Annotated in this window: 23 protein-coding genes; 7 read left to right on the top strand and 16 right to left on the bottom strand. The window is 55.7% G+C overall.

Annotated elements, in window-relative coordinates:
* The first annotated feature begins 121 nt into the window (after nt 1–121).
* The 3 genes from flgA to K5E80_RS00270 all read left to right on the top strand — a co-directional run bounded on the left by flgA (nt 122) and on the right by K5E80_RS00270 (nt 1733).
* The gene (gene flgA / locus K5E80_RS00280; RefSeq protein WP_220634271.1) at nt 122–808 is read left to right on the top strand and encodes a flagellar basal body P-ring formation chaperone FlgA; all 687 of its coding nucleotides are present in this window, start codon (nt 122–124) and stop codon (nt 806–808) included.
* 140 nt (nt 809–948) lie between these two features.
* Entirely contained in the window at nt 949–1245 is a 297-nt protein-coding gene (flgM, locus tag K5E80_RS00275) for a flagellar biosynthesis anti-sigma factor FlgM (protein WP_220634270.1), read from the top strand.
* Nucleotides 1246–1265: 20 nt separating this feature from the next.
* On the top strand, nt 1266–1733 hold the full coding sequence (locus tag K5E80_RS00270) for a flagella synthesis protein FlgN (protein WP_220634269.1): 468 nt from the start codon (nt 1266–1268) through the stop codon (nt 1731–1733).
* A 99-nt stretch (nt 1734–1832) separates the two neighbouring features.
* Here the strand turns inward: K5E80_RS00270 and K5E80_RS00265 are convergent, their stop codons facing one another.
* The 14 genes from K5E80_RS00265 to flhD form a co-directional block, all read right to left on the bottom strand.
* The gene (locus tag K5E80_RS00265) at nt 1833–2543 is read right to left on the bottom strand and encodes an RNA polymerase sigma factor FliA (RefSeq protein ID WP_220634268.1); all 711 of its coding nucleotides are present in this window, start codon (nt 2541–2543) and stop codon (nt 1833–1835) included.
* A 45-nt stretch (nt 2544–2588) separates the two neighbouring features.
* Complete coding sequence (locus tag K5E80_RS00260; RefSeq protein ID WP_220634267.1) at nt 2589–3542, bottom strand: MinD/ParA family ATP-binding protein; 954 nt, start codon at nt 3540–3542, stop codon at nt 2589–2591.
* A 1-nt stretch (nt 3543) separates the two neighbouring features.
* A complete protein-coding gene (gene flhF, locus K5E80_RS00255) occupies nt 3544–4770 on the bottom strand; it encodes a flagellar biosynthesis GTPase FlhF (protein ID WP_220634266.1) in 1227 nt (408 codons plus the stop codon).
* Nucleotides 4767–6854, bottom strand: a complete 2088-nt coding sequence (flhA, locus tag K5E80_RS00250; protein WP_220634265.1) for a flagellar biosynthesis protein FlhA — start codon at nt 6852–6854, stop codon at nt 4767–4769. Before flhA ends, flhF begins: the two co-directional genes overlap by 4 nt.
* Entirely contained in the window at nt 6851–7993 is a 1143-nt protein-coding gene (flhB, locus tag K5E80_RS00245) for a flagellar biosynthesis protein FlhB (protein WP_220634264.1), read from the bottom strand. The genes flhA and flhB overlap by 4 nt, the downstream gene beginning before the upstream one ends.
* Before the next feature lie 418 nt (nt 7994–8411).
* Nucleotides 8412–10154 (bottom strand): putative bifunctional diguanylate cyclase/phosphodiesterase, encoded by a 1743-nt coding sequence (locus K5E80_RS00240; protein ID WP_220634263.1) that lies wholly within the window; start codon nt 10152–10154, stop codon nt 8412–8414.
* A 92-nt stretch (nt 10155–10246) separates the two neighbouring features.
* Nucleotides 10247–10999: a protein phosphatase CheZ gene (cheZ, locus tag K5E80_RS00235; protein WP_220634262.1), complete on the bottom strand. Its 753-nt coding sequence runs from the start codon at nt 10997–10999 to the stop codon at nt 10247–10249.
* A 41-nt stretch (nt 11000–11040) separates the two neighbouring features.
* Entirely contained in the window at nt 11041–11439 is a 399-nt protein-coding gene (gene cheY, locus K5E80_RS00230; protein ID WP_220634261.1) for a chemotaxis response regulator CheY, read from the bottom strand.
* Nucleotides 11440–11535: 96 nt separating this feature from the next.
* Nucleotides 11536–13044 carry an HDOD domain-containing protein gene (locus K5E80_RS00225; RefSeq protein WP_281420329.1) on the bottom strand — a complete coding sequence of 503 codons (1509 nt, stop codon included), beginning with the start codon at nt 13042–13044 and terminating at the stop codon, nt 11536–11538.
* Nucleotides 13038–13853 carry a class I SAM-dependent methyltransferase gene (locus K5E80_RS00220; RefSeq protein WP_220634259.1) on the bottom strand — a complete coding sequence of 272 codons (816 nt, stop codon included), beginning with the start codon at nt 13851–13853 and terminating at the stop codon, nt 13038–13040. Before K5E80_RS00220 ends, K5E80_RS00225 begins: the two co-directional genes overlap by 7 nt.
* On the bottom strand, nt 13834–14742 hold the full coding sequence (gene motB / locus K5E80_RS00215; RefSeq protein ID WP_220634258.1) for a flagellar motor protein MotB: 909 nt from the start codon (nt 14740–14742) through the stop codon (nt 13834–13836). The genes K5E80_RS00220 and motB overlap by 20 nt, the downstream gene beginning before the upstream one ends.
* Before the next feature lie 17 nt (nt 14743–14759).
* On the bottom strand, nt 14760–15620 hold the full coding sequence (gene motA / locus K5E80_RS00210) for a flagellar motor stator protein MotA (RefSeq protein WP_220634257.1): 861 nt from the start codon (nt 15618–15620) through the stop codon (nt 14760–14762).
* Nucleotides 15621–15672: 52 nt separating this feature from the next.
* Nucleotides 15673–16269, bottom strand: coding sequence for a flagellar transcriptional regulator FlhC (gene flhC, locus K5E80_RS00205; RefSeq protein ID WP_220634256.1), 597 nt, complete (start codon nt 16267–16269; stop codon nt 15673–15675).
* Nucleotides 16270–16285: 16 nt separating this feature from the next.
* Nucleotides 16286–16621: a flagellar transcriptional regulator FlhD gene (gene flhD, locus K5E80_RS00200; RefSeq protein WP_220634255.1), complete on the bottom strand. Its 336-nt coding sequence runs from the start codon at nt 16619–16621 to the stop codon at nt 16286–16288.
* A 283-nt stretch (nt 16622–16904) separates the two neighbouring features.
* Here flhD and K5E80_RS00195 point away from each other — a divergent pair, with 283 nt between their 5' ends.
* A complete protein-coding gene (locus tag K5E80_RS00195) occupies nt 16905–18335 on the top strand; it encodes a PAS domain-containing sensor histidine kinase (RefSeq protein ID WP_220634254.1) in 1431 nt (476 codons plus the stop codon).
* On the opposite strand, the gene K5E80_RS00190 is transcribed toward K5E80_RS00195, so the two are convergent.
* On the bottom strand, nt 18312–18509 hold the full coding sequence (locus tag K5E80_RS00190; protein ID WP_220634253.1) for a hemerythrin family protein: 198 nt from the start codon (nt 18507–18509) through the stop codon (nt 18312–18314). The two genes, K5E80_RS00195 and K5E80_RS00190, sit on opposite strands and share 24 nt — an antisense overlap.
* Before the next feature lie 20 nt (nt 18510–18529).
* Here K5E80_RS00190 and K5E80_RS00185 point away from each other — a divergent pair, with 20 nt between their 5' ends.
* The 3 genes from K5E80_RS00185 (at nt 18530) to K5E80_RS00175 (ending at nt 21320) form a co-directional block, all read left to right on the top strand.
* Nucleotides 18530–18673, top strand: coding sequence for a hypothetical protein (locus K5E80_RS00185; RefSeq protein WP_220634252.1), 144 nt, complete (start codon nt 18530–18532; stop codon nt 18671–18673).
* 343 nt (nt 18674–19016) lie between these two features.
* Nucleotides 19017–20678, top strand: a complete 1662-nt coding sequence (locus K5E80_RS00180; RefSeq protein WP_220634251.1) for a methyl-accepting chemotaxis protein — start codon at nt 19017–19019, stop codon at nt 20676–20678.
* A 246-nt stretch (nt 20679–20924) separates the two neighbouring features.
* Nucleotides 20925–21320, top strand: coding sequence for a DUF3135 domain-containing protein (locus tag K5E80_RS00175; RefSeq protein ID WP_220634250.1), 396 nt, complete (start codon nt 20925–20927; stop codon nt 21318–21320).
* Between the two features lie 310 nt (nt 21321–21630).
* Here the strand turns inward: K5E80_RS00175 and K5E80_RS00170 are convergent, their stop codons facing one another.
* A complete protein-coding gene (locus tag K5E80_RS00170; RefSeq protein WP_220637175.1) occupies nt 21631–23484 on the bottom strand; it encodes a chemotaxis protein CheA in 1854 nt (617 codons plus the stop codon).
* Nucleotides 23485–23500: the final 16 nt, after the last annotated feature.

Genomic DNA, 23500 nt, shown 5'->3' with positions numbered 1-23500 from the left:
TGCCGTATTCTTTTTTAAAAAAAGTTCGAACCATGAGCCGCGTTGGAGTTTTACCCTCATTCAGGGTTCGGCATATTCCGTGCTTACAGCCAACTACTATTCAAGTTGTTAAGGAGTCAGCATGTCGCTACGTTCAATTGCCTTCACCTTGCTGTTGATGTCGTCATCCGTGTTCGCGGCTGCCCGCCAGGACGCCGCCGCGATTCAAAAGGCAGTAGAGGACTTTCTGCGCAGCGAAAGCGCGGGTCTGCCTGGCAGGGTGGAATTGCAGGTCAGCGCCATTGACCCGCGTCTGTTGCTTCCCGACTGCGCGCAGCTTCAGCCCTTCACTCCGGCCGGCTCACGCCTGTGGGGCAGAACATCCGTCGGTGTGCGCTGCCTTGGCGCCACGCCGTGGACGATTTATCTTCCGGTACAGATACAGGTGACCGGCAGCTACCTCGTCGCCGCACGCACGCTCATTCAAGGCCAGACCCTGGGACAGGATGACTTTGTCTTCAGAGTCGGGGATCTGACCCAGTTGCCACAGGGCGTCTTGGTCGTGCCGGCACAAGCCATTGGCAAGGTGATGGCGAACAGCATTGCCAGCGGCGAGCCGCTGCGTCAGGACATGGTGCGCGCGCCGATGATCCTGCAATCCAACCAGCCAGTGAAAATCATCTCGCGCGGACAGGGATTTGTCGTCAGCGGGGAGGGGCGAGCCCTGTCGAATGCCAGCGACGGACAGACAGTGCAGGTGCGAACCCTTGCGGGGCAAGTCATTGCCGGTATCGTTCGGCCTGGGCCTTTGGTCGAAGTCACGTTCTGAAATATATAGAATAATCCACTACATGCATCATTGCCGCGGCGTGCCACTGTAGCCGATTAAATAATTTAGAAAAATTCTTAAAGTTGAGTAAAGAAGCGCCGATAAAGAACTGACATCGGTAACAGGTAAAAGGCGAAATCATGAAAATCGATAATTCCATCAAGTCGCTTGCCAGCAACGGCATGGCAGGTCGTACTGCCGGCAAGGCCGGCGCAGACGGCAACAAGGCGCCGCAGATCGACAGCGTCAATGTTCAACTAAGCTCCCTGTCCGAGCAGGTGCAAACTGTGTCCGCCAGCGATGGCGTCATCGACACGGCCCAAATCGCGGAAATCAAACAAGCCATCCGTGACGGCCGCTTCAAGATCAATTCCGGCGCCATCGCGGATCGGCTGCTAGACAGCGTCAAGGAACTCATCAACGCTTCGCACCATTGACGCTATTGATCATGCCAACTATGGCTACCCCATCCGCCGATTTGGCGCATTGCCTTGACGCCGAGCGGGATGCGCTCAAGCAATGCGTCGATATGCTTGGCCGGGAGCGACAATTACTCATGGATGGAAATATCGACGCACTGGCCGATCTTGGTGTCCGCAAATCCTTGTTGCTGGAGTCGGCGGCAGAATTTTCATCGCTTCGCGAGCGTTATCTATCGGATAACGGCTTCCCCGGTGATCGTGATGGCATGGATGCGCTGCTGCGTGAGAACCCCGACCTGCACGCGATATGGGATGAAACTATGGAATGGGCAAGGCAGGCCCGTATTCTGAACAACGTGAATGGCGCCCTGATCGACGTACGCATCACTCACAACCGCTCTGCGCTGTCCGTCATGCATCAGGCGGCCACTTCCCACGCGACCTACGGACAGGATGGTCACATACTGCATGGCGCCCGGGGGCGAACGCTCGGGCGTGGATAAACACCCTCAGCCACCTTCACGCGGCAAGCATAGTCATCCCTAAATTGGCCCATAAACGGGCCTTCTGCCAAGTCTTTTGCTGCATCTGCTCCTACGTCGTCAATAATCCCTCATGCACGCACGCAGTCTGGCAATCGCCTGCGAGTGGAGCTGACATACGCGGGACTCGCTGACCCCCATCACCTCGCCGATCTCGCGCAGATTGATATCCTTTTCGTAGTACAGGCTCATCATCAGTTTCTCGCGCTCGGGCAACGCATCGATGGCTTCCACCAACAGCTCGCGCAGGTTTTCCGCTTCCAAATTCTCGAGCGGTCCCGACTGCGTCGTGACTACATGACGATCGAGAAAGCAGTCGTCGTCGGATCCGTCGAAGTCCTCGTAATAGAGCAATTGATAGCCGCGCGCATCCTGTAGCCACAACTGGTACTCGGCCAGCGAAACCTTGAGATAGCTCGCCAGCTCCTGCTCCGTCGGTCCGCGCTTCAGTGTCTGCTGCAATGCGCTGACTGCGGCTTCGATGCGCCGCATGTTCTTGCGCACGCCGCGCGGCACCCAGTCGCACTGGCGCAACTCGTCGATGATTGCACCGCGAATGCGCTGCGACGCATAGGTTTCGAACTGCGCCCCAAGGGATTCCTGATAGCGATTGACGGCATCGAGCAAGCCCATCATGCCGGCCTGGATGATGTCGTCCACTTCCACGCTGGCCGGCAGCTTTGCCATCATGTGATGAGCTATGCGTTTGACCAGCGGCGCATACTGGACAACCTGCTGTTCCTTGTCGGCGAGTCCTTCGGCTGTATACATATTTTATTGGTCTCCTGTATGACTTTTCCAGTTATTAGATTCGCATCACGATGCCAGTGCGATTCTTGCTCCGGAGGCCCGGGGCTTCACGGAACCCGCACCACGGGGGACACACCACGTACTTGATGGTTCCTTACCGCTGGCGGGGGTCTGGTTCGCAACGCACCTGATGAGTCCATGCAGAAAACCGGCAATATCGCCGCCGTCTATGGGCCGTGGCCACTCCGCAACTGCCATCCCCAAGTGCCGAAATACCGCGGCAGCAGACGAATCCGGAAATGCCTTGAGGACGGAGAGGCCCATTCCGGCCGCGCGCTTGACGGCGTCATCGGCGGGAATCATGCCCATCAGATCGAGTTCGACCCCAAGATAGCGCCGCGCCGCATCAGCCATGTTTCTGAATATGGCGCGCCCCTGTTGCTCATTGCGTACTTTGGACATCAGGACACGATAGCTTCGCTTGCCGTATTCGTTGGTCGCACCCTTGATGAAGGCATATGCATCCGTGATCGACGCAACACTGTCCGTAACCACCAGGATTTCCTCCTGGTCGCGCAGCGCCAGCGGCAACAACCGGCTGGACGATCCGGCTACGGTGTCGATGATCACCACGTCACAGGCCAGCTTGCATGCCGTCAACGTATCGCTCAAGCGCAGGCGATTCTCGTGTGGAAGCCGGGCCAGTTCCGCCATCCCGCATGCCGCCGGCAGAAAGGAAATGTCCGCAGCGCGTTGAATCGATTCCTCCAGTTCGCATTGTTCCCGCACCGCTTTGAGAAAGTTGCGATGAGCAGGCTGACCCAGGCAGTCCGCGATATTTCCCTGGTCTTCGTTCTCGTCCAGGATCAATACCTCGCGCCCCTTTTCAACCAGCGCGGCAGCGAGATTGATCGCGCAACTCGTCTTGCCGACGCCGCTCCGCCCCGAATTCAGGCGCACAATCCGCAACCCCTGTTGGCCGAGCAAACGGCGCAAACCCTCTGCCTGATCGCGTGACATGTTATGCAAGGGATGCTCCTTCGCGCCGCGCAGCCGTTGCAGAATTACGCGCGGCGCAATTCATCACCAGCGAAAACTCTTCGTCGTTCAAGGCATGCACGGCATTGTCCGGCACGGCCTTGAACGCGCGACGTGCCAGGTCGTCGCGCTGCGCCACATGCAGATCCTCAGGCACGCGCTGCCCGTTGGCTACATAGTGAAGTGGCATCCGGTGGCGGATAACCGTATCGAGCACCGGGCCGACATTGACCGCTTCGTCGAGCTTGGAAATGATGCAACCATAAAGGCCGCTTCCCTTGTAGGCCAGCATCACATCGTCGAGCGTTTGGCTGCTGCTGGTCGCGTTGAGCAGCAACAGACGCCTGGCATGGCCGCCCTCCAGTAGACTCAGTTGCTCCCCTACCATCTGGTCGCGCTGACCGACGCCCACGGTGTCGATCAACACCAGGTGCTTGCTCTTCAATTCACCCAATGTGCGCTGGAAATCGGCGCCGTCGTGTACCGCGTGAACGGAAACTCCGAGTATTCGACCGTAAATTCTCAACTGCTCCTGCCCGCCGACACGATAACTGTCGGTGGTCAGCAGCGCGAGGCTCTCCACGCCATGCCTGACGACACAGCGTGCCGCCAGTTTTGCGGTGGTAGTGGTTTTGCCGACCCCGGTCGGCCCCATCAATGCATAGACGCCGCCCGCGGTAATCATTTCATCCGCGGCCGCCACCGGAAGATTGCGCGCAATCGTTGTTTGCACCCATTCGGCGCCATCGCCCGCACTCAGCCCCGTCGGCAGGTGATCCATGATTTTGCGCGACAGCGCGGGGCTCAAGCCGGCCTCCAGCAGGATCCGCAACTGGAGCATTCTTGCCGGGTTGCGACGCTGCGCCTCACCCCACGCCAGACCCTCGATCTGCTGCTCGATGGTGGCCCGCATCATGGCAAGTTCCTTCAACAAGGTCTGCGCCAAGGCTTCCGCGGCAGGCGGTTGCACCGAGACACTTGACTCCTGGCCGGCCGGCCGCAGCACCTCGCGTATCCTGACTCCATCCTGGGGCGCAACGCCGGTCCTGGTTTCCGTAGCGTCCGGAATATCCCCGGCCGCCATAGCCACGATTTCGACGCCGCCTTCCACTGTGCGATTCGACAGCACCGCGGCTTCTGCGCCCAACAGACGTTTGACTTCGCGCAATGCTTCGCGCGAGTTCGTGCCAAATACCTTGCGGATGTTCATGCTCCACTCCCTATCATCATGGCTACGCGGATTTTTCTGGAGTCAGGAATTTCAGCGTGCGAAAGAACCTTGAGTTGCGGCACCGTGCGGCGCAGGAAACGCGACAACTGTGTCCGCAATTGCGCGGGCACCAGCATCACCGGCGGCAGACCGATCTGTTCCTGACGTTCGGCGGCACTCGCTGTCTCGCGCATCAGTGTGTCGGCGAGACCAGGCTCTATGCCGGCACCGCCACTGCTATCCGCCTGCATTACCTGCAGCAGCAGACGCTCCAGTCCCGGATTGAGGGCCAAGACCTGCATTTCGGTGGCCGAGGGAAACAACTGCTGGGTAATGGCGCGGCCTAATGCAATTCGCACTGCCGAGGTAAGCAGTGCCGGATCCTGCGTCTGTGCCGCATTGTCGGCCAGGGTTTCGATGATGGTGCGCATATCGCGGATGTGCACCGCCTCTTCCAGCAGATTGTGCAGCACCTTCTGCAATACGGAGAGCGGCAGCATTTTGGGCACCACGTCCTCCACCAGCTTGGGCGCGGATTTCGCCAGATGGTCGAGCAGCTGCTGTACTTCATGGCGCCCCAACAACTCGGCGGCATGGATTTGTATCAAGTGGTTGAGATGCGTTGCCACCACGGTACTCGAATCGGCGACGGTATAGCCAAGGCTTTGCGCCTGCTCGCGCAAGGCGGGTTCAATCCATACCGCTGGCAGGCCAAAGGCGGGATCCTGCGTGCTGATGCCGGGAATGACCCCCAGCACCCGGCCGGGATTAATAGCCAGCATCATGCCGGGCTGTGCTTCGCCGCAGCCGATCTCCACCCCTTTCAGGGTGATGCGATATGCATTGGGCTTGAGTTCCAGATTGTCACGGATATGCACCGGTGATGGAAGGAAGCCGATTTCATGGGCAAATTTTTTACGTATCCCCATGATCCGCTTGAGCAGTTCGCTATCGTGAAATTTGTCCACCATCTGTATCAGCCGATAGCCGACTTCAAGACCGAGTACATCGACCGGCGTGACATCGTCCCAACTTGCCTCCTGCGACGACAGCGTGGTCGCTTCCGCCAATGGCAGAATGCCTGCTTCAACCGCAACGGGTGCTTTCTTCAGCATATGCGCCCCGCCCAGCAATAAGCTGGCAAGCAGCAAAAATGCGAAATGCGGCATGCCCGGAATCAGCCCCATGCCACCGACAATGCCGCCAGTCAGCAACAGCACCTGCGGCTTGCTGAACAACTGGTTTACAACCTGCTCGCCGAGGTCTTCATCGGTCGATACCCGGCTCACCACCATGCCGGCGGCGGTAGAGATTATCAGCGCCGGTATTTGCGCCACCAGCCCATCGCCGATGGCCAGCAGCGTGTAGTTGTGCGCCGCCGTGGCAAAGTCCAGATCGTGTTGCAGCACGCCGACCACAAGGCCGCCGATGACGTTGATGAGCATGATGATGATGCCCGCCACCGCGTCGCCGCGCACGAACTTGCTGGCGCCATCCATGGAACCGAAAAAATTGGCCTCCTGCGAAATCTGCGCGCGGCGCCTGCGTGCCTCTTCTTCGCCGATCTGCCCAGCGTTGAGATCGGCGTCGATGGCCATCTGCTTGCCCGGCATGGCGTCCAGTGCAAAACGCGCGCTGACTTCAGCGATGCGTCCGGCGCCCTTGGTGATTACCACGAAATTGATCACCACCAGAATCACGAACACTACAATTCCGATAGCATAATTTCCGCCGACCAGAAAATGGCCGAAGGCCTCGATCACCTTGCCGGCGGCGTCTGGACCGGTATGGCCCTCCATCAGCACCACGCGGGTCGAGGCAACATTGAGTGACAGCCGCATCAGGGTGCTCATCAGCAGCACGGTGGGAAAGGACGCGAAATCCAGCGGCTTAAGGCTATACAGGGATACCAGCAACACCATGATGGACAACGCGATGTTGAAGGTGAACAGCAGATCGAGCAGGAATGGCGGCAGCGGCAGGATCATCATCGCCATGATGAGGATGATCAGCGCCGGGCCGGTTATGCCTTTCAGGTTTTCCTGATTGGCCCAGACGGGCAACGATGTGGCGTTTGTGTTCATGCGAACGTACTTTCCGGATCAAGGCCGGCCGGCACCGGCAGATCGCGCGGCGGCTGTGGCGGACGACCACCCTTGATGCTGTGTCGGCGCAATTGATAGATATAGGCAAGGACTTCCGCTACTGCCGCGTAGAGCGCCTCCGGAATCTGGTCGCCGAGTTCGGTATGCCGGTGCAGCGCACGCGCCAATGGCGGCGCTTCGACAATGGGAACCCGGTGCTCGGTGGCAACTTCACGGATGCGCGCCGCTACCAGCGATGCCCCCTTCGCCACCACGCGCGGCGCGCCAGTGGCGCCTTCCTGGTAGCGCAGGGCCACGGCGAAACGGGTCGGGTTCACAATCACGACATCTGCCTTGGGCACTTCAGCCATCATGCGTTTGCGCGCGGCATCGCGCTGCAGGCTGCGTATCCGTGCCTTGACATTGGGATCGCCTTCGGTTTCCCTGGCCTCTCTGCGCACCTCATCCTTGCTCATGCGCAGCTTGCGGTGATGATCCCAGAGCTGAAACGGCACATCCAGCGCAACGATGGGGACCATGGCGCAGGCGATGGCAATGAAGCTCATGACCACCAGGCTGCCAAGATGTCCCACCCCAACCCCCAGCGGTTCGTTGCTCAGGCCCATCACGCCATCCCGGTAATGCCACATGATCCAGACGGCGATGCTTCCCACGATCAGGGTCTTGGCAATGGCTTTGGCCAGCAGTACGAGACCGTGCAGGGACAGCATCCGCGACAAACCCCGCAACGGATTGATGCGCCCGAAATCCGGTTGCAATCCCTTGGCGGTGAACATCCAGCCATTGAGCAACAGCGGCGATGCAAGAGCGGCGATAAACATCAGGAGCAGCAATGGCAGCAGCGCGGACAAGGCATCCCACCCCTGGACGGAAAGCCGCTCCATCATCAACTGCGGATCAAAGGCCATTTCACGAGGCAGCACCAACCCGGATTCAAGCATCCTTGACAGGCGTGAGAATATGCCGCCTCCCATCAGCCAGATTCCCAGACCACCGGCCATTAGCACGGCAAAGGTCGATAGCTCCTGGGAACGGGCGACCTGCCCCTCCTCGCGTGCCTGTTCCAGGCGCCGCTCAGACGCTGGTTCGGTTTTTTCGAGATCGCCTTCCTCAGACACATCATTCCCCTCTCAATGAGAATGATTATTCGCTGGCAAGGGATTCCGCCGTACAAAAAACAACCGGCTGATTGCATCACACTCTTTTGGTTGGTGGTCCCATAGGAAATTCAATGGGGCGCTGGACGATCACCCAGAAACGGTGGTATGGGTCAATGCAAACTGTCCGTAAGCGCGGCAGCGACGCGTGACTACTGGATAAGAATCAACCTGGAAAAGCAATTCACCACGGCAGGCATGACTAAAGGAAATGACCCCCGGGAATCACTGTGGGATCCCCGTGGGACGGCAGAAAAATCAAAAGCTTGCCAATGGACTTTGTTTCACCCAATGGGTAAGGCGCCGCATGCCTGCCATGCCTTGTGTTTTCGCCGTGCCGCCGTGTTCGCCGTGGTTCAAATGAGGGTTTCAGAATCAATTAACCGGGCTGTGCTATGACGATACCTGATGACAGCATGTCGCTGATTTTTTCCGCCGTCGTTGGCTTGCTGAACAGGTAGCCCTGATATTCATCGCACTCCGGATACTGCAGGAATTGTAGTTGCGCCTCGGTTTCAACCCCCTCCGCAATCACTTTGAGATGCAGGCTCCGCGCCAGTGAACTGATGGCTCTGACGATGGCCAAATCTTCGGCCTCCTGGGTTATTTCATTGATGAAGGATCTGTCGATCTTGAGGGCGTGTACCGGGAAACGTTTCAGATAGGCCAGGCTGGAATAACCGGTGCCGAAATCGTCGATGGCGATTCCCACACCCATATCGCTCAACTGCCTCAGCGTCGCCACCGAACTCTCGGTGTGATTCATCAGTATGCTTTCAGTGATTTCCAGTTCGAACAAGCCGGGATCTATGCCGTATGCGTTAATGGCAGATACGGTGGCCCGCAACAGATTCTTGTTCTTGAACTGCCGTGCCGACAGATTGACCGCGACCTTGAGAGTGAGCCCCGCATCGGTCCAGAGCCGGCATTGCCGGCAGGCCTCGTGCATCACCCAGTCACCAATCGGCAGAATCAGGCCGGTATCTTCTGCCACCGGGATGAAAGAAATCGGTGGCACAAAACCGAGATCCTTGTTATTCCAGCGTAGTAGCACCTCGACTGCGACGATCCTGCCGCTCTTGACATCAACCCGCGGTTGATAAACAAGAAACATTTCGTTGCGCTCCAGCGCATGGTACAACTGGCTTTCCATGGTCAATCGCACCGGCGATTCGGCATGGGTCGCGCAGGAATAGAACTGGTAGTTGTTTCTGCCCTCCAGTTTGGCGCTATCCATGGCCAGATTGGCCGCCTTGATAAGTTTTTCCTCGGAGTCCGTGTGATCAAGGTAGGTGGCAATGCCCATGCTGGCGGTTACGAACAACTCCTCGCCCTGAATCAGTATCGGCTCACCAAAGATTTCAAGAATCTTGTCGGCGAGCAATGATATTTCATCGATGGACGACAGCCCCTCCATGATCATGGTGAATTCGTCGCCGCTGAGCCGGGCGATGGTGTCAGATTCGCGCATAGCGGTCTTGAGACGGCTGGCAATATGCTGCAGCACTGTGTCTCCAACTTCATGACCCAGTGCCTTGTTGACCTCCTTGAACCGGTCGAGGTCGAGGAACATCAATGCCATGATGCGATTTTCGCGCTGGGCGCGCAGCATGGCGAGCCTCAGGCAGTCACGGAACAGCATGCGGTTGGGCAAGCCGGTCAGCATGTCGTACTGGGCCAGATGATTAATATGCTCTTCCACCAACTTGCGTTCGGAGATGTCCGAAAAGCATATGACGTGATTTATGAGCTTCCCGCCATCGTCATGCACTGCCTTGATGGTCACCCACTCGAGATGGATCTCGCCGTTTTTGCAGCGGCACCAGAGCTCTCCTTTCCACCTTCCGTTTTCGTGGACATTCCGCCGCATGTTCGTGACAAAGACAGGGTCGTGCTTGCCGGAATCAAGCAACTCCAGCGCGCAGCCGGCGACCTCTTCCTGGGTATAACCCGTGACCTCGGTGAACACTTTGTTCACTAACTGAAACCTGAATTCATCATCCGTGACCACAACGCCTTCCCAACGCTTGTCAAAAGCCAGGGTTTTCAGTCGATTGTGTTCCTCCCGACGAAGGCGCCCAACGCTATCAGGATTAATGATTCTGATGAGTGAAGCCGGCATCTGCCTCTCACTGCCATCGCAGACATGTTTCTGCTGTGCCGCGCCGGCAGGCCGTCTGTACGATCTTTCCGAAATCCGATATTCGGCCATGGTTAGAATCCCAAGCTCTCCAGCAAGTCGTCGACCTGATTCTGGTCCGTGACCACTTCAATGCCATTTTCGGCATTGATGACAGGTCCGTTCATCAAGCCGCTTGACACCTCCGTCCGTTTTTTGGCAGGAATGTTGTCAAGCAGAAGTTGCAACAACTGGCGTTCCACCGTCTGGATGATTTCTGTGGTCTTCTTGATCACCTGCCCAGTGAGGTCCTGGAAGTCCTGAGCCATCATGATTTCCATCAATTGCATCTTGGTAGCGGCGGTTTGCCCCGGAACCTTGTCGAGATAAGCGCGCGTCCGTGCCACCAGTTCCTTGAACTCGGCAATCCCAAGCTCGTTAGCGAACAGCCGGCTCCATTGCTCCGACAACGCAGTGGCGCCATTAGCAAGCTGATCCTGGATAGGCTTGGCCACGTCGGTGGCGTTCAGCGCCCGCTCTGCCGCCTGCTCGGTCATCGTAGTCACATACGCCAGCCTGTCACTGGCGTCGGGAATCGCGGCTGCGGTCTTTTCAATGATCTTGTCGTAACCGAGGGCGCGCAAATTTTCATGCAGTGCGCGCGTCAAGTGGCCAACCTGGATCAATACTTTATCAGCGCCGCCTGTTATCCCGTCGTCGGCAATGTCGGTAACTCGCAGCAGCTGACTGACGCCATGATGAGCCGTGATTTTCCCCTTTGTCACGATGCTGTCGAAAAGTTCTTCCAGAGCGTCGACATTTTCGGAAATCTCTGACGCCTGATTCACTATGCCACCTCGATTTGTCGTTATGAACAGCCTGATCCGGGTCAGGCAGCCGCAGCTTCCATATTCTTGAAAACCTTGGCCAGCTTCTCATCCAGGGTCCCGGCGGTAAACGGCTTGACCACATATCCACTGGCGCCGGCCTGGGCAGCAAGGATGATGTTTTCCTTCTTGGCCTCCGCAGTGACCATCAGCACCGGGATATGTTTCAGGCCTTCATCGGCGCGGATCGACTGTAGCAGTGCCAATCCGTCCATATTGGGCATGTTCCAATCGGAGATCACAAACTCGAAGCTCTGATTTTTCAGCTTTTGCAAGGCAATGACACCATCTTCGGCTTCATCGACATTGACGTAGCCGAGCTCCTTGAGCAGGCTGCGGACAATTCGCCGCATGGTAGAGAAATCATCCACGACTAGAAACTTAGTATTTTTATCAGACATCGTGAACTCCAAGGTTGCTTCGTCGCATAGGCAACGGATATAACGGCACTCGCGTGAAGAAATTTAGTCTTATGGAAAACGATTTGACAAATCGGTTCATTTGAATTTTGCCCGGCCAGCCTGGTCGGCGCCCATTCGTTTCTCCGCGGCCATTACAACATTCCTGAACTGCGTGAATATCTCTTCTTCGCCGCAGGCATGGGGTGATAGGCAGTCTGCGTAAATCAGGCTCCCGCACTGCCCCAGGTCGTCGAGCAAAGGCAGCGCCATACATTGTTCGGCAGGGTTTCGGCCACAGGCTTCCACCGACAGCAGTTGCGCCAGGATCTCGCGTAACTGAGCAAGTTCTGTCGCATCACGCATTTGCCGCAACAGCCCGCTCAATTGTGGGCTATCCAGCGCCGAAAAATGCAATCCCCGAGAATTTCCGGCACTCCGCCCACCCACGATATATCTTGGAACAAGCAAGCTGCCACTCTCGTCCACATCGAAAAACAGCACCCGATCAAAACCCAGCGCGGCGTGAATTCCGTTCATGGCACTGGCCACTGTGTCGATTGCGCCGATATTTCGCGCCGTGATGTGCGCATGGTTGTATGTCGCCGCATGTCCTGCGGCCACGGGGCAGGACAAATAATGCAACGTCTGCTCCAACAATTCGGAGTCAAAGCCGTACTGGGCCCCTGACAGGCGATTGGAGTAATGGTGAAAAAACAAGGGAGCCGGCGGCAGCCACGTGGCAACGGCGCTCTCGGCGTGGTATTGCTGGTTCGTGATTGCAGCCAGTTCGACCCAATAAATGTTTCTTTTTACTTCCTGGCCTGGCAAGCCCAACAAGTTTTCGATTTCGGCGAGATCGTCGGGAAGCGCCTCATCCCACCAGCCATGCGCGGAATGGCGTGCGAACGCAACTGCCAGCAATGCATTGCGGACGCGCTGCCGATGCACCTGTTGCTCGTCCATCAGTGACCTCAACAAGTTAGGTAACAGCCATTCCCGGCACAGCGCCAATTGCAATTCGGACAATCTCACGCCCAGTACCGCCTGCTGCACTGCTGCGTTGCGTAACGGGGAAACGGACTTCATTCTGTCCGCGATTTCAATTGCCAATTGGGGTGCAAAAAACCAGATCAGCAATTCCGCCATGTCATGCAGCAAAGCGGCAATCGCGATTTCATCAGATTCAATGTCGGAACGTAGCGCCGCCCAGTTTCTGGCGTGCAACGCCGCATGTTGTGCCCTCGTCGTTACCTCCATAAATCCGCGCAACACCACGGGATTTTCGACAAACAGATCCTCGACTATGGAAAGATTTTGGAATTGTCGAAAAAAAGGCGACACCCCCATCATCATGACGCCGTGTTCAATGGTGGTGATGTCAGCGATCTGGCGATTCGGGCGCAGCGTCTGCAAAGTGCGCAATACCGACAGCGTCAACATCGGATCGCGTAAAATGACGTTGGAAATATCTCGCGCCACCACCTCGTCTTCGCGCCGCATGAGTTCGAGCAAGGCTTCCACCGAGCGGCGGAGCACGGGAATCCGCGCTTCGCGAAGCCTGGCAATCCAGCCTTCCAGTGTAAGTGGTGAGCAAATAATCAACATTGATTCAAGCACCACAAGTAGACATTTGCTCCGGGTCGAGGGCTGACCGTCTGCGTCGGCGCAACGCCTGGAATCGGGAAGCTGTTGCTGATCAACAGGCTGCCGGGGCGCATCTCGCGCCTGACCTTGGTCCACAGGGCGGGCATGCACGCTGGTGAGAGGTAGGCATACACGACGTCATAAATGCCAAGATCCACTCCCCACAAATCGCCCCAACTCACCTCGTAGCCGGCCAGCCGACCCCGTATCCAACTCACTGCGAATGGCAGGATCGCGCCCTCGATTCCGTGGTACTCGCAGTCGCTACGCCGCATCGCCAAAGTGCTAAGAACGCCACCAAAACCGCAGCCGAGATCGATGCAACGGAGTTCTGAGCGCGACGGTAACAAGTCTGCCACCACTTTCGCCACCGCTCTTCTGGAAAGATGGGTCGGCACCTGGGTTCGGTAAGTCGCCCCATGTACCAGAAACAAGAGGATAAATCCGGCCAGGAACGGCCATGAAGGCATGCTCATGGAAAACGTCAGCACCAATGCCGGCAGGAACACCATGTGGATTGCCAGCCACCAACGCGCCATGGAAAAATAGTGAGCCAGCAGGGTTGCCAGCGCTGCCTGAATCATCGCCCAGGCGATCATCGGCAACGCCGTCAAAAACAGAATGGTCCAGGCGCGCGCCAGGCCAACAATGATGGCGCCTGCCAGTAATTGCACCATGAGCGCCCTGATGGCAGGTTTCGGCAGCGGATTCCGTCCCTTGCCGCTCGATCCGCCATCCTGGCTGTCAGTGTTAGCCGTCGCTGATGTCATCGGCGCTACTCACATTGAATTCACCAGCCTGCTTGTTGAGCGAGTCCTCGGTCTGCTTGTTCATGACGACAATGCTGATGCGGCGATTCATGGGATTCAACGGATCAGTTTTGTTGAGCAATACTGCTGATGACAATCCGACCACGCGCACAATCTTGCCGTCGTCCATGCCGCCTTTAATTAACTCGCGCCGGCAGGCATTGGCGCGGTCGGAGGACAGTTCCCAGTTGCTATAGCCTTTCGCGCCACCCGGATAAGGAGTAGCGTCGGTATGTCCCGACAGCGCGATCTTGTTCGGGACATCGTTCAGCATCTTGCCGATCTCATGCAGTATCTCGCGAGTGTAAGGCTGCAGGTCCGAACTCCCCATGGCAAACATGGGACGGCTCTTCTCATCGATGATCTGGATGCGCAGGCCTTCCCTGGTAATGTCCAGCAGCAACTGATTCTTGAACTGGCGCAGCATGGCGCTGGCATCAATGGCGGCTTCCATGTGTGCCTTCAGTGCTTTCAGGCGAGCCGTTTCGATTTGTTGCAATTCGGCCTCGGCCGCCTTGAGATTGACGGTTCTCTTTTTGGAGTCCACTTCGCCCTGATTGATCTGACCTTCGCGTCGTGTCAGATCCTTGCCGCCACCATGAATGATACTTGAGCTGTCACCGCTTCCCGAACCACCGGCCAGCCCGACCTGCAGCGGATTCTTGAAATACTCGGCGATGCCTTCCAACTGCCCCTTGGTGGTGGAACCAAGCAGCCACATCAGCAGAAAAAACGCCATCATTGCCGTCACAAAATCGGCATAGGCAATTTTCCATGCACCGACATGATGGCCATACTCCTTGCGCCGGCTGCGGCGAATCACTATCGGGCGTTGCGCGATCTCAGCCATGTCTGACTTCTCCGGGGTTAACGATTTTTGCTTTTCTTGACATGATCTTCCAGCTCGTTGAACGAAGGGCGCTCGGTTGAAAACAGCACCTTGCGGCCGAACTCGACCGCCAGCGCCGGGGCATAGCCGTTGAGGCTGGCAAGGACGGTGACCTTGATGCACTGAACCAGCTTGCTTGATTCCTGCAGCTTTTGTTCAAGCACGCCGGCGAGTGGCCCAACGAAACCATATGCGAGAAGAATGCCGAGGAAGGTGCCGACCAGTGCATGCGCAATGAGTATGCCCAATTCAGCCGGCGGCAGCCCGACCGACTCCATAGTGTGGACTACGCCCATCACCGCGGCAACAATGCCGAAGGCTGGTAGCGCGTCGCCCAGCTTTGAAATGATCTGTACCGGCACGAGGCCCTCGTCATGATGGGTCTCGATCTCGTTGTCCATCAGGTTTTCGATCTCGAAGGCATTGAGATTGCCGCCCACCATCAGCCGCAGATAATCGGTGAGGAACTCGATGGCGTGGTGATCGCCGAGTATCTTCGGGTACTTGGCGAAGATTGGACTTTGGTCGGGAAAGTCCACGTCGTTCTCAATGGACATCAAACCTTCCTTGCGTACCTTGGCCAGGACTTCGTATAACAGGGACATGAGTTCCATGTACATGGCCTTGTTATAGCGGGAACTCTTGAACAACGTGGGGAGCGCCTTGAGAGTGGCCTTGATAGCCTTGGGTGTGTTTCCGACGGCGAAGGCTCCGACCGCAGAACCCACGATGATCAGGAGTTCAAGAGGCTGCAGCAGAACTGCCACATGCCCACCGGAGAGTACAAAGCCCCCGAGGACCGACGCGGCAACAACAAGGTATCCAATAATTATCAGCATGGTTCCAGTACGGGCGGAAGCCCGACCGCAGGGCCTATACTGAATTACGGATTTATCCTCCGATACTTGAGACCTTCAACGCATTGTCGCCGATTGCGCTGTCTACTGCCGTCCTGGCATGTTCCGCCAGTTCCAGGCTGCGGCTTCTTCCCGCGCGTGATGGCGGATTGCACAAACCGCAGACGTAATGGTCATACAGCTCCAAGGCATGAACCACGAAGTTGCCCTTGCATCTGGTGCATGGTGTGGTCTGGAGCAATTTGGATTCAAAGTAGCGCAACAACATCCAGGTTCTGGTCAGGCTGAGCATCGGCTCGTGGCCCTGGCTTTCGACATGTTCGAGATAAAGCCGGAATGCCTTGATCAAGGCCTCGATACCTCTAACACCCGTGTTGATGATCAGATATTGATAAATGTCGATAAACAGTGAGGCATGAATATTCGGCTGCCAGGTGACAAACCAATCCGTGGAAAAAGGCAGCATGCCCTTGGGCGGCGATACTCCTTTCAATTCCTTGTAAAGTTTGATCAGTCGCTCGCGGCTCAGCGTCGTCTCGGCTTCCAGCACCTGCAGGCGCGCCCCCAAGCCGATTAACTCTGTCGCCAACCGGATCTGCCGACCTTCGGTTACTACGCTCTTTGCCACCATGTTCGTCTTGTTTCAATTAACGGACAGAACCAGCACAGCTCATCCGCGCTGCGGGTTTGCCGGTCATCACAATGGCGGCATGGGAATTGTTTGTCGCGGGAATTCTGCCATGACCAGCCATCAACTCGAAGACAGCACGATCATCGCAACGGAAACAGCACAGCAAAACACTGGAGGACGCCATTTTTGCAATCTGCGCCGGAGTCAGCACCTCTATGATCTCGGCGACGTCCGCGCCGATCCCGAGCCGGTACATTGCGCTGTTGCGATCCTCGCGCAACATCTGTTGCGCGAGCATGAGATAGGTAAGGTTGGCTTCCCGGATTTCACCTGTCAATTCTGTTGAATTCATTGCTATCCCCTAAAGTTTTTCTTCGATGTGGCGTAAACTTGAACTGTTACGCTGGGGTAGATGATTTCACCGCGTTGCCGCGGACGCAATTCAACGGTCTTCCCAATGTTGCGTAGGAAGTCGTCTGCGCGCTTGCAGGAACTTTTCCTACAAACAAACGGCCGTGTTTGACTCATTTACACTATGAGCAACCGGCGCAGAAATAGAATGATCATACATAAAATAGTGCCAAAATGCGGCAAAGTACCGGAAATGTAGTTCCGCTGCCGCAAAGGAAAATCTGATGCTCACTCAGTCTCTGACGTTTATGCAGCTACTGTCGCTGATTCTGCTGCTGTTGGGAATCGGACTCGCTTTTTCCCATATTCGGCTTTCAGGCTGGGTTCTGGGCTGGATTCTTCTCAGCGGGGCACTTCTGCTGCAAGGATTCCGTAGCATACTGGACGATATCGTCGCACAAGGCGTCGTAGATCCAGCTATCCACGCAATAGCCAAAGACTGGATGGGGTTGGGATTCTCGCTGCTGATCATCGCCGCAATGTACTTGATGCGGGACGTATTTACTCGACACAGGCTGGCCACCGAAAGCCTGCGCATGATAAGCGCCGCCGCCAATGATGCCATCATCATCATTGACAAGGCCGGGACGATTACTGTCTGGAATCAGGCGGCGCAAAGAATTTTCGGCTACGACACCGAGGAAGCGCAAGGAAAAAAGCTGTGTGAACTAATCGTCCCGGAATACTATCGCATTGATTTCGACAGCATCTTCAATCTTCTCGACAACGAATCCCGGAAATCAATTAGTGGTACACCCACTGAGCTCGCGGGGCTGCGCAAGGACGGGGAAATAATTGTCACGGAATACTCCATTTCCAGCGTAACCATTAACGGAATATGGCACGCGATCTACATCGTCAGGGACATCACCGCCCGCAAACAGGCCGAAGTAGCAAGCCGGGAAAGGACTGCAGCCCTGGAACTGCTCTCCGCCAAGATGCTGAGCGGCGATGAGCAAGAAAAGAAAAAAATCGCGTTTGGTCTGCATGAAGGTCTCGCCCAAACACTTGCATTGATCAAGATGCTCATTGAGCGCAAGCTAAAACAAGTCGTGACAAGCAAGGGACACAATCGCCGCGCTTATGACGATTCCCTGGCATCCACGGTTCCGCTGCTGCAAAGTGCGATTAACGATGTCCAGACCATTGCAAGCGGACTTCGTCCCTTGATCCTCGACGAACTCGGTTTGCTGCCGACGATCGACTGGTTCTGCCGCAAATTTGATTCCCTGTATCCGGCAATCAGGATTACAGAAAGGATTTCAGTGCAGGAAAATGACCTGCCTGTGCCGCTGAAAATCGTCATTTACCGCATCATTGAGTCGGCCTTAACTGACATCGTCCGCAATGAGAACCCCGACCGGATTGAACTCTCATTGCAGTTGCAAGATGGCGTCATCACCTTGACAATCGATGACGCATCGCAGGATACGCGTTACGCGTCCGCACAGAAACTCGATTCGGAGTCCGATCTGCAGGCGCGATTTGGCGAAGCGAAGGAGCGCACTACCTTGTCCGAGGGGAATTTCACGATCGCACGCAACAAGACCGGCAGAGTCGTGCTACACGCTGTGTGGGACAAGCATGAACTGTTGGCGACCTCTCACGAAGCAGGCCACAGCATTGGGAATCTACATATACAGAGCGCGGCCTAGCACTTTATCGGTTTTCATGATGTGATTAATCAACCAGTCGCGGATGAAGGTCATTACCTCGGTGGAAAGTGCTTCGCCACCTTCAAAGCGGGCCTGATGGGCAAGAACAACTTGCACTAACTGCCGGTGCCGGCTTTGGTGTGCATCCGCGTCAACATAGCCATGTTTGTCCATCAGGCGTCTTCAAACTGAAAATGACCCGCGGTGTGGTCAATCAGTTCATCGAGCACGTTGCCCACCAGCTGTCTGCCTTGGCCGGTGCGGATAGCCTAGTTGAGACGATTGCCGATGGCGATGAGCTGGCGATGTTGTTCATTGATTTCCGACAGTCCGGTTGACAGCGCATCGTTCCACATCAGCAGCCGAACCTGCCTCCGTTACCATCGGCAATTCTGGCCCACTGGCTACCGAGCCGTACCTGAAGACTTTGTACATCCTTTTCCGGTGCTGCCGAGTCGGCTGAGGCTTCGCGGATGGTGGTCTCCGTGGTCTCGGAAACCAGCACCGAGCTTGAAACGCACTATCTGACCGATGCCTACCCTTTCATCTGGCACCTTGCTACTAAAGAATAATCAGGTAATACCGTTAATAATCTTGAGTATTGGTAGCCGCCGTGATGGGAAATGGGACTCTGCTCTCTCTCACACTGGTATCTCTTCCACTCCGATAAGGTGAATATAAATGTTCGGCATATCCGTCTCTAAACGCTGGGAGAAAATCGGGCTGCAATTGAAGTTGCAGCTTTTGATTCAGGGATTCCTGATAATCATTCTGGTCCTCACTCAGCTAGGGATAACCAATCAGTTTGAGAATCAAGTCATGAGCACTGCCGAAGAGCGAGCAATTGCCGTGGCTGATGGCGCCATCAACGGTTTGAACGTCTTGATGATCACTCAAACGGGTCAGGGTGCCATTATCAGTGACCGGAAGGCCCGCGCTACCTTCATCGAGAAGATGGCCGCCTCGGACAAGGTCAAGGAAATACGGGTCATCCGCAGCAAGCAACTTGAAACCGCGTACCCTCCAGATCTTCCTCAGGCTGCTCCTGTGGATGAAATGGACCACCGCATCCTCACCAGCGGCAAGAGGGAAGCCAAACTGATCCGCAACGGCGATGAAGTGTGGCTCAGGGTAATGATACCGTTCATTGCAACGAAAAATTTTCGCACCATCAATTGTGTTGAATGCCATGGAGTCAATGAAGGCACGGTTCTCGGTGCCGCCAGCGTCACCATCGATGTCAAGGACGATTGGGCCACCGCAAGAAATATTGCTATCTGGGGCTGGATCGGACAGGGCATGCTGCAGATCATATTGTTCTTCTTCATCGGCCTCATCGTCCGTCGCTTGCTCAGTCAGCTTGGCGGCGAGCCGGCTTATGTGATCAATATCGTTCGCCAAATCGCCAAGGGCGATCTGTCGAAGTCAATAATCACCCGCAGCGGCGACAGCAGCAGCATGCTGTGCGCCATGAAGCAGATGCAGGTCAATCTCAGAAATATTATCGAAGGAATTGTCCTAAGCGCGGACCAACTGGTCCAATCTGCCCAACAACTAACCAGTTCCTCGCGCCAAGTACTGAAAGCCTCCGAGCGCCAGAACGATGCGTCCGCCTCGGCAGCGGCTTCAATTGAGGAGATGACTGCATGCATCAGTCAGATCTCGGAGAATTCGAGCGATGCCCAAAAACACGCCGCGGAAACAGGCTCATTGGCGAAAGAGGGATCCAATGTCGTTCAGGGCGTGATTGTCGAAATGGACAAGATATCGGAGGCAGTCACGAATTCCTCCGCTGAGGTTACTTCACTCGGCGAGCAATCCCACAAGATATCCAGTATTGTCAATGTCATCAATGAGATCGCGGATCAGACAAATCTGCTGGCCTTGAACGCCGCTATCGAAGCCGCTCGTGCCGGCGAACAGGGACGAGGGTTTGCCGTCGTCGCTGATGAAGTAAGAAAACTGGCCGAACGTACGGCGCGCTCCACCCAGGAAATCGCATCAATGATCCAGACAATCCAGGACGGGACGAGCGACGCGGTAAAAGGTATGTCAATAGGTAACGAGCGTGTCAATCAAGGCGTCAGGATGGTGGGACATACCGGAAGTTCGATGGAAAAAATTCAGGAGGGCGTTGAAAAGGTACTGGTTGCCGTGAGCGAAATCTCGTCGTCGCTGAGAGAACAAAGCTCTACCAGCAACCTGATTGCCCAAAACATCGAGGGAATCGCGCAGATGACGGAAGAGACCAGCACCACTGTCAGGGAAGTCTTCACCGCTGCGGATCACCTCGAGGAACTCGCAGGTAAACTGAAGCATTCGGTCGACCAGTTCAAGCTATAAGGGCGCCTTGAGTAAATCGACAATTTATTGAAGACGGCCATTTCAGACCATGGCTGTTTAATCAACGTGGTGAAATGGGCGATATCTAGCTCAGGATTCAGCCGTACTTTCTGAACCGGGTCGATTCTCCACAGAACCTGGTGTTCATACAGACTTGCCCTCCTAAAGCAGAAGGGATATTCTGGACGATATATATTCATCGGTCTTTCTCCTTCTGGTGTCTTGGTGCAGATGACGGGAGCGGATATGAGTAAACATCATTCGATAGAACTTCCAAGCCACGATTTTCTTTCAACACTCGCACGCACTGATCCGAAAGGCTATGAGTTGTTGCGAAGCAAGTTAATAAAAGAATTGATAGACAGATCACCAGAGAGCATGAAATCTCGCCTGCGCGGAATGCAATTTCGAATTGATTGTGAACGCCAGTTGTCACACTCCGCTTTAGGTATGACGGTAAAACTTTATGAGTTGATGTGGGGGTCGTTTTTGAATTTGAATGATCGCTTGCAGGATTTCATTGCCCCAGAAACAGAATCTCTCACATCACAGAGATCAAAACCTGGCTCAGGGGCGGTCGTGCCGCCGCTTTCGGAACAATGCGCGCAAGTTCTTGAATTTCGGCCGCGGGATGAAAGGTGAATCACTCTCGATTGAGTCCTTCTGGAGTTTTTTGCCGGTGATTCCCTTGGTTTTACCGGAGCAAAAAGCCTGACTGGGGCAGTGTATATCACCTCGCACAAGACGGCCAAAGGAAAGAATTTGGCGTTCTGTTATCCGCTGACCAATTACGCAAACACCGGCTACTGCGCGACCGACTGCAACATTCCATGGCGCCTTGGAAAAGAGTCTCGGACTGGCGATAATAGTTGAAGGCGAGCCCCCGAGACTCAGCGCAGACGCTTCAAAAGCGATAGGCTTCAACAGAGGCTTGGCAAATAATGGAATCGGCTCAAGCAGCTGTGGGCAGCGCGCTAAAAAAGGTGCTACGCGGAACGGCGCATGTCGCGGCACGTTTGGCCATCAACTCTTTCATGTCGGCGATTAGTACAATCTCGCCGGTAGCCATGGTGCTGACACCCGCAATACCTTCCGGGCGAAAACCTTCAAGCGATTTGATGACGGCATCTTCTCGACCAAGGAAGCGATCCACCGCGAGTATGAATGTCTGCCCTGTGCTGTGCATGAGAATTCCATACTCCGGGATCTGCTGCGATTCCCATCCCATCAGATTGGAAAGCGGATAGATCGGCATTGCATCGCCGCGCACGACCATGGTGGCGCGACCGCCGATCTCCTGCACATGGTTGATGTCGATAAGCAGGATCTCGCGCACCATCGACAGCGGCACGGCAAATGGCTGCTCGCCGAGCAGTACCACCAGCACGGGCAGGATCGCCAATGTCAGCGGCAGCGAGATCGCGAACGTAGAACCCTTGCCAGACACCGAGACGATATCGATGCTGCCGTTGAGCTTACGGATATTCGTGCGTACAACATCCATGCCGACCCCTCGGCCGGATACATCCGATGCGACATCCTTGGTGGAAAAACCGGGCAGGAAGATCAGGTTGAAACTTTGCTTCTCGTCCATGGTGTCGGCTGCTTCTTGCGAAATCAGGCCTTTCTGTACCGCCTTGGCGCGCAGCAATTCAGGTTGCATGCCGCTGCCATCATCGCTCACTTTGATGACGATATGGTCTCCATCCTGGTAAGCCTCAAGGCAGACCAAAGACATTTCGGATTTTCCCGCGGCAATACGCTGCTCGGTGCTTTCGACACCGTGATCGATCGCGTTGCGGATCAAGTGGATGATCGGGTCTGAAATATCCTCGATCATCGTTTTGTCGATTTCGGTTTCTTCGCCAATCAGCCGCAGTTCTACTTCCTTTCCCAGTGCACGAGCCAAGTCGCGGGCGATACGCGGATATTTCTGGAACAGTCGGCCTACAGGTTGCATGCGGGTTTTCATTACCGCATTTTGCAAATTGGAAACCAGCAAATCGAGTTGATCTACCGCCTGATCAAGCGCTTGCAAGGTTGCCTTGTCGCGCTTGTCGGATAGGATGTCGGAACGCAGCGAAGTCAGCCGGTTTTTGGTGAGTCCGATTTCGCCCGAAAGATTCAGCACTTGATCCAGCCGCACGGTATCGACGCGGATCGTGTTATCACGGTTTTTTTCATTGTCGCGTCGCCCGGCAGGCGCCGAGTTGCCGGGTCTGTCGGTCTTGCGGCGACCGATGGCTTGCTGAATGATTTTCTCTTCAGCTTCGACTCTGAGTTGTGGTACGGGTGGCGCCTTCACTACCCCGGCACCGGTAATTGCTCCATAGAGTTGCGTCCAGTTCGGCTCTACAGCGACAGGTTTTTCACCGGCTGTGGAAAGTGGTGCAACCATTGCGGCAGTGAGCGCTGATGCAGTCGATATTGGTTCACCTTCGATTACCGCTTCTAGCCGCACCAGCAGACTTGCATCGGCGGGCTTGGGCAGGATGTTCTGCTCCATCTCCGCAAACATGCTACGTACTGCCGTGGCCGCATCAAGGATGACATCCATCGTGCCTGAGGTCACCCGCAACTTGCCGGTACGCAGCAAGTCGAACAGGCTTTCAGTATGGTGGCATAGCGTCACCAGTTCCGTTGCCGCCAGGAATCCGGCTCCACCTTTTATTGTGTGGAACCCCCGAAAGATATCGTCGAGAAGCTTCTTGTTGTCGGGGGCTTGTTCCAGGTCAACCAGGCCGTTTTCCACGCTGGACAACAGGTCCCCGGCCTCGATTAGAAAGTCCTGTAACAGTTCTTCCATTCCATCAAAATCGCTC

The organism is Georgfuchsia toluolica (assembly GCF_907163265.1).
Taxonomy (GTDB): domain Bacteria; phylum Pseudomonadota; class Gammaproteobacteria; order Burkholderiales; family Rhodocyclaceae; genus Georgfuchsia; species Georgfuchsia toluolica.
The sequence above is the reverse complement of the archived record's forward strand: the minus strand, read 5'-3'. Positions and strand labels throughout refer to the sequence as shown.

Coding starts and splice junctions, on each gene's coding strand:
- flgA (WP_220634271.1), top strand. CDS start 122: ATGTCGCTACGTTCAATTGCCTTCACCTTGCTGTTGATGTCGTCATCC.
- flgM (WP_220634270.1), top strand. CDS start 949: ATGAAAATCGATAATTCCATCAAGTCGCTTGCCAGCAACGGCATGGCA.
- K5E80_RS00270 (WP_220634269.1), top strand. CDS start 1,266: ATGGCTACCCCATCCGCCGATTTGGCGCATTGCCTTGACGCCGAGCGG.
- K5E80_RS00265 (WP_220634268.1), bottom strand. CDS start 2,543: ATGTATACAGCCGAAGGACTCGCCGACAAGGAACAGCAGGTTGTCCAG.
- K5E80_RS00260 (WP_220634267.1), bottom strand. CDS start 3,542: ATGTCACGCGATCAGGCAGAGGGTTTGCGCCGTTTGCTCGGCCAACAG.
- flhF (WP_220634266.1), bottom strand. CDS start 4,770: ATGAACATCCGCAAGGTATTTGGCACGAACTCGCGCGAAGCATTGCGC.
- flhA (WP_220634265.1), bottom strand. CDS start 6,854: ATGAACACAAACGCCACATCGTTGCCCGTCTGGGCCAATCAGGAAAAC.
- K5E80_RS00240 (WP_220634263.1), bottom strand. CDS start 10,154: ATGCCGGCTTCACTCATCAGAATCATTAATCCTGATAGCGTTGGGCGC.
- cheY (WP_220634261.1), bottom strand. CDS start 11,439: ATGTCTGATAAAAATACTAAGTTTCTAGTCGTGGATGATTTCTCTACC.
- K5E80_RS00225 (WP_281420329.1), bottom strand. CDS start 13,044: ATGTTGATTATTTGCTCACCACTTACACTGGAAGGCTGGATTGCCAGG.
- K5E80_RS00220 (WP_220634259.1), bottom strand. CDS start 13,853: ATGACATCAGCGACGGCTAACACTGACAGCCAGGATGGCGGATCGAGC.
- motB (WP_220634258.1), bottom strand. CDS start 14,742: ATGGCTGAGATCGCGCAACGCCCGATAGTGATTCGCCGCAGCCGGCGC.
- motA (WP_220634257.1), bottom strand. CDS start 15,620: ATGCTGATAATTATTGGATACCTTGTTGTTGCCGCGTCGGTCCTCGGG.
- flhC (WP_220634256.1), bottom strand. CDS start 16,269: ATGGTGGCAAAGAGCGTAGTAACCGAAGGTCGGCAGATCCGGTTGGCG.
- flhD (WP_220634255.1), bottom strand. CDS start 16,621: ATGAATTCAACAGAATTGACAGGTGAAATCCGGGAAGCCAACCTTACC.
- K5E80_RS00195 (WP_220634254.1), top strand. CDS start 16,905: ATGCTCACTCAGTCTCTGACGTTTATGCAGCTACTGTCGCTGATTCTG.
- K5E80_RS00190 (WP_220634253.1), bottom strand. CDS start 18,509: ATGGACAAACATGGCTATGTTGACGCGGATGCACACCAAAGCCGGCAC.
- K5E80_RS00185 (WP_220634252.1), top strand. CDS start 18,530: ATGACCCGCGGTGTGGTCAATCAGTTCATCGAGCACGTTGCCCACCAG.
- K5E80_RS00180 (WP_220634251.1), top strand. CDS start 19,017: ATGTTCGGCATATCCGTCTCTAAACGCTGGGAGAAAATCGGGCTGCAA.
- K5E80_RS00175 (WP_220634250.1), top strand. CDS start 20,925: ATGAGTAAACATCATTCGATAGAACTTCCAAGCCACGATTTTCTTTCA.
- K5E80_RS00170 (WP_220637175.1), bottom strand. CDS start 23,484: ATGGAAGAACTGTTACAGGACTTTCTAATCGAGGCCGGGGACCTGTTG.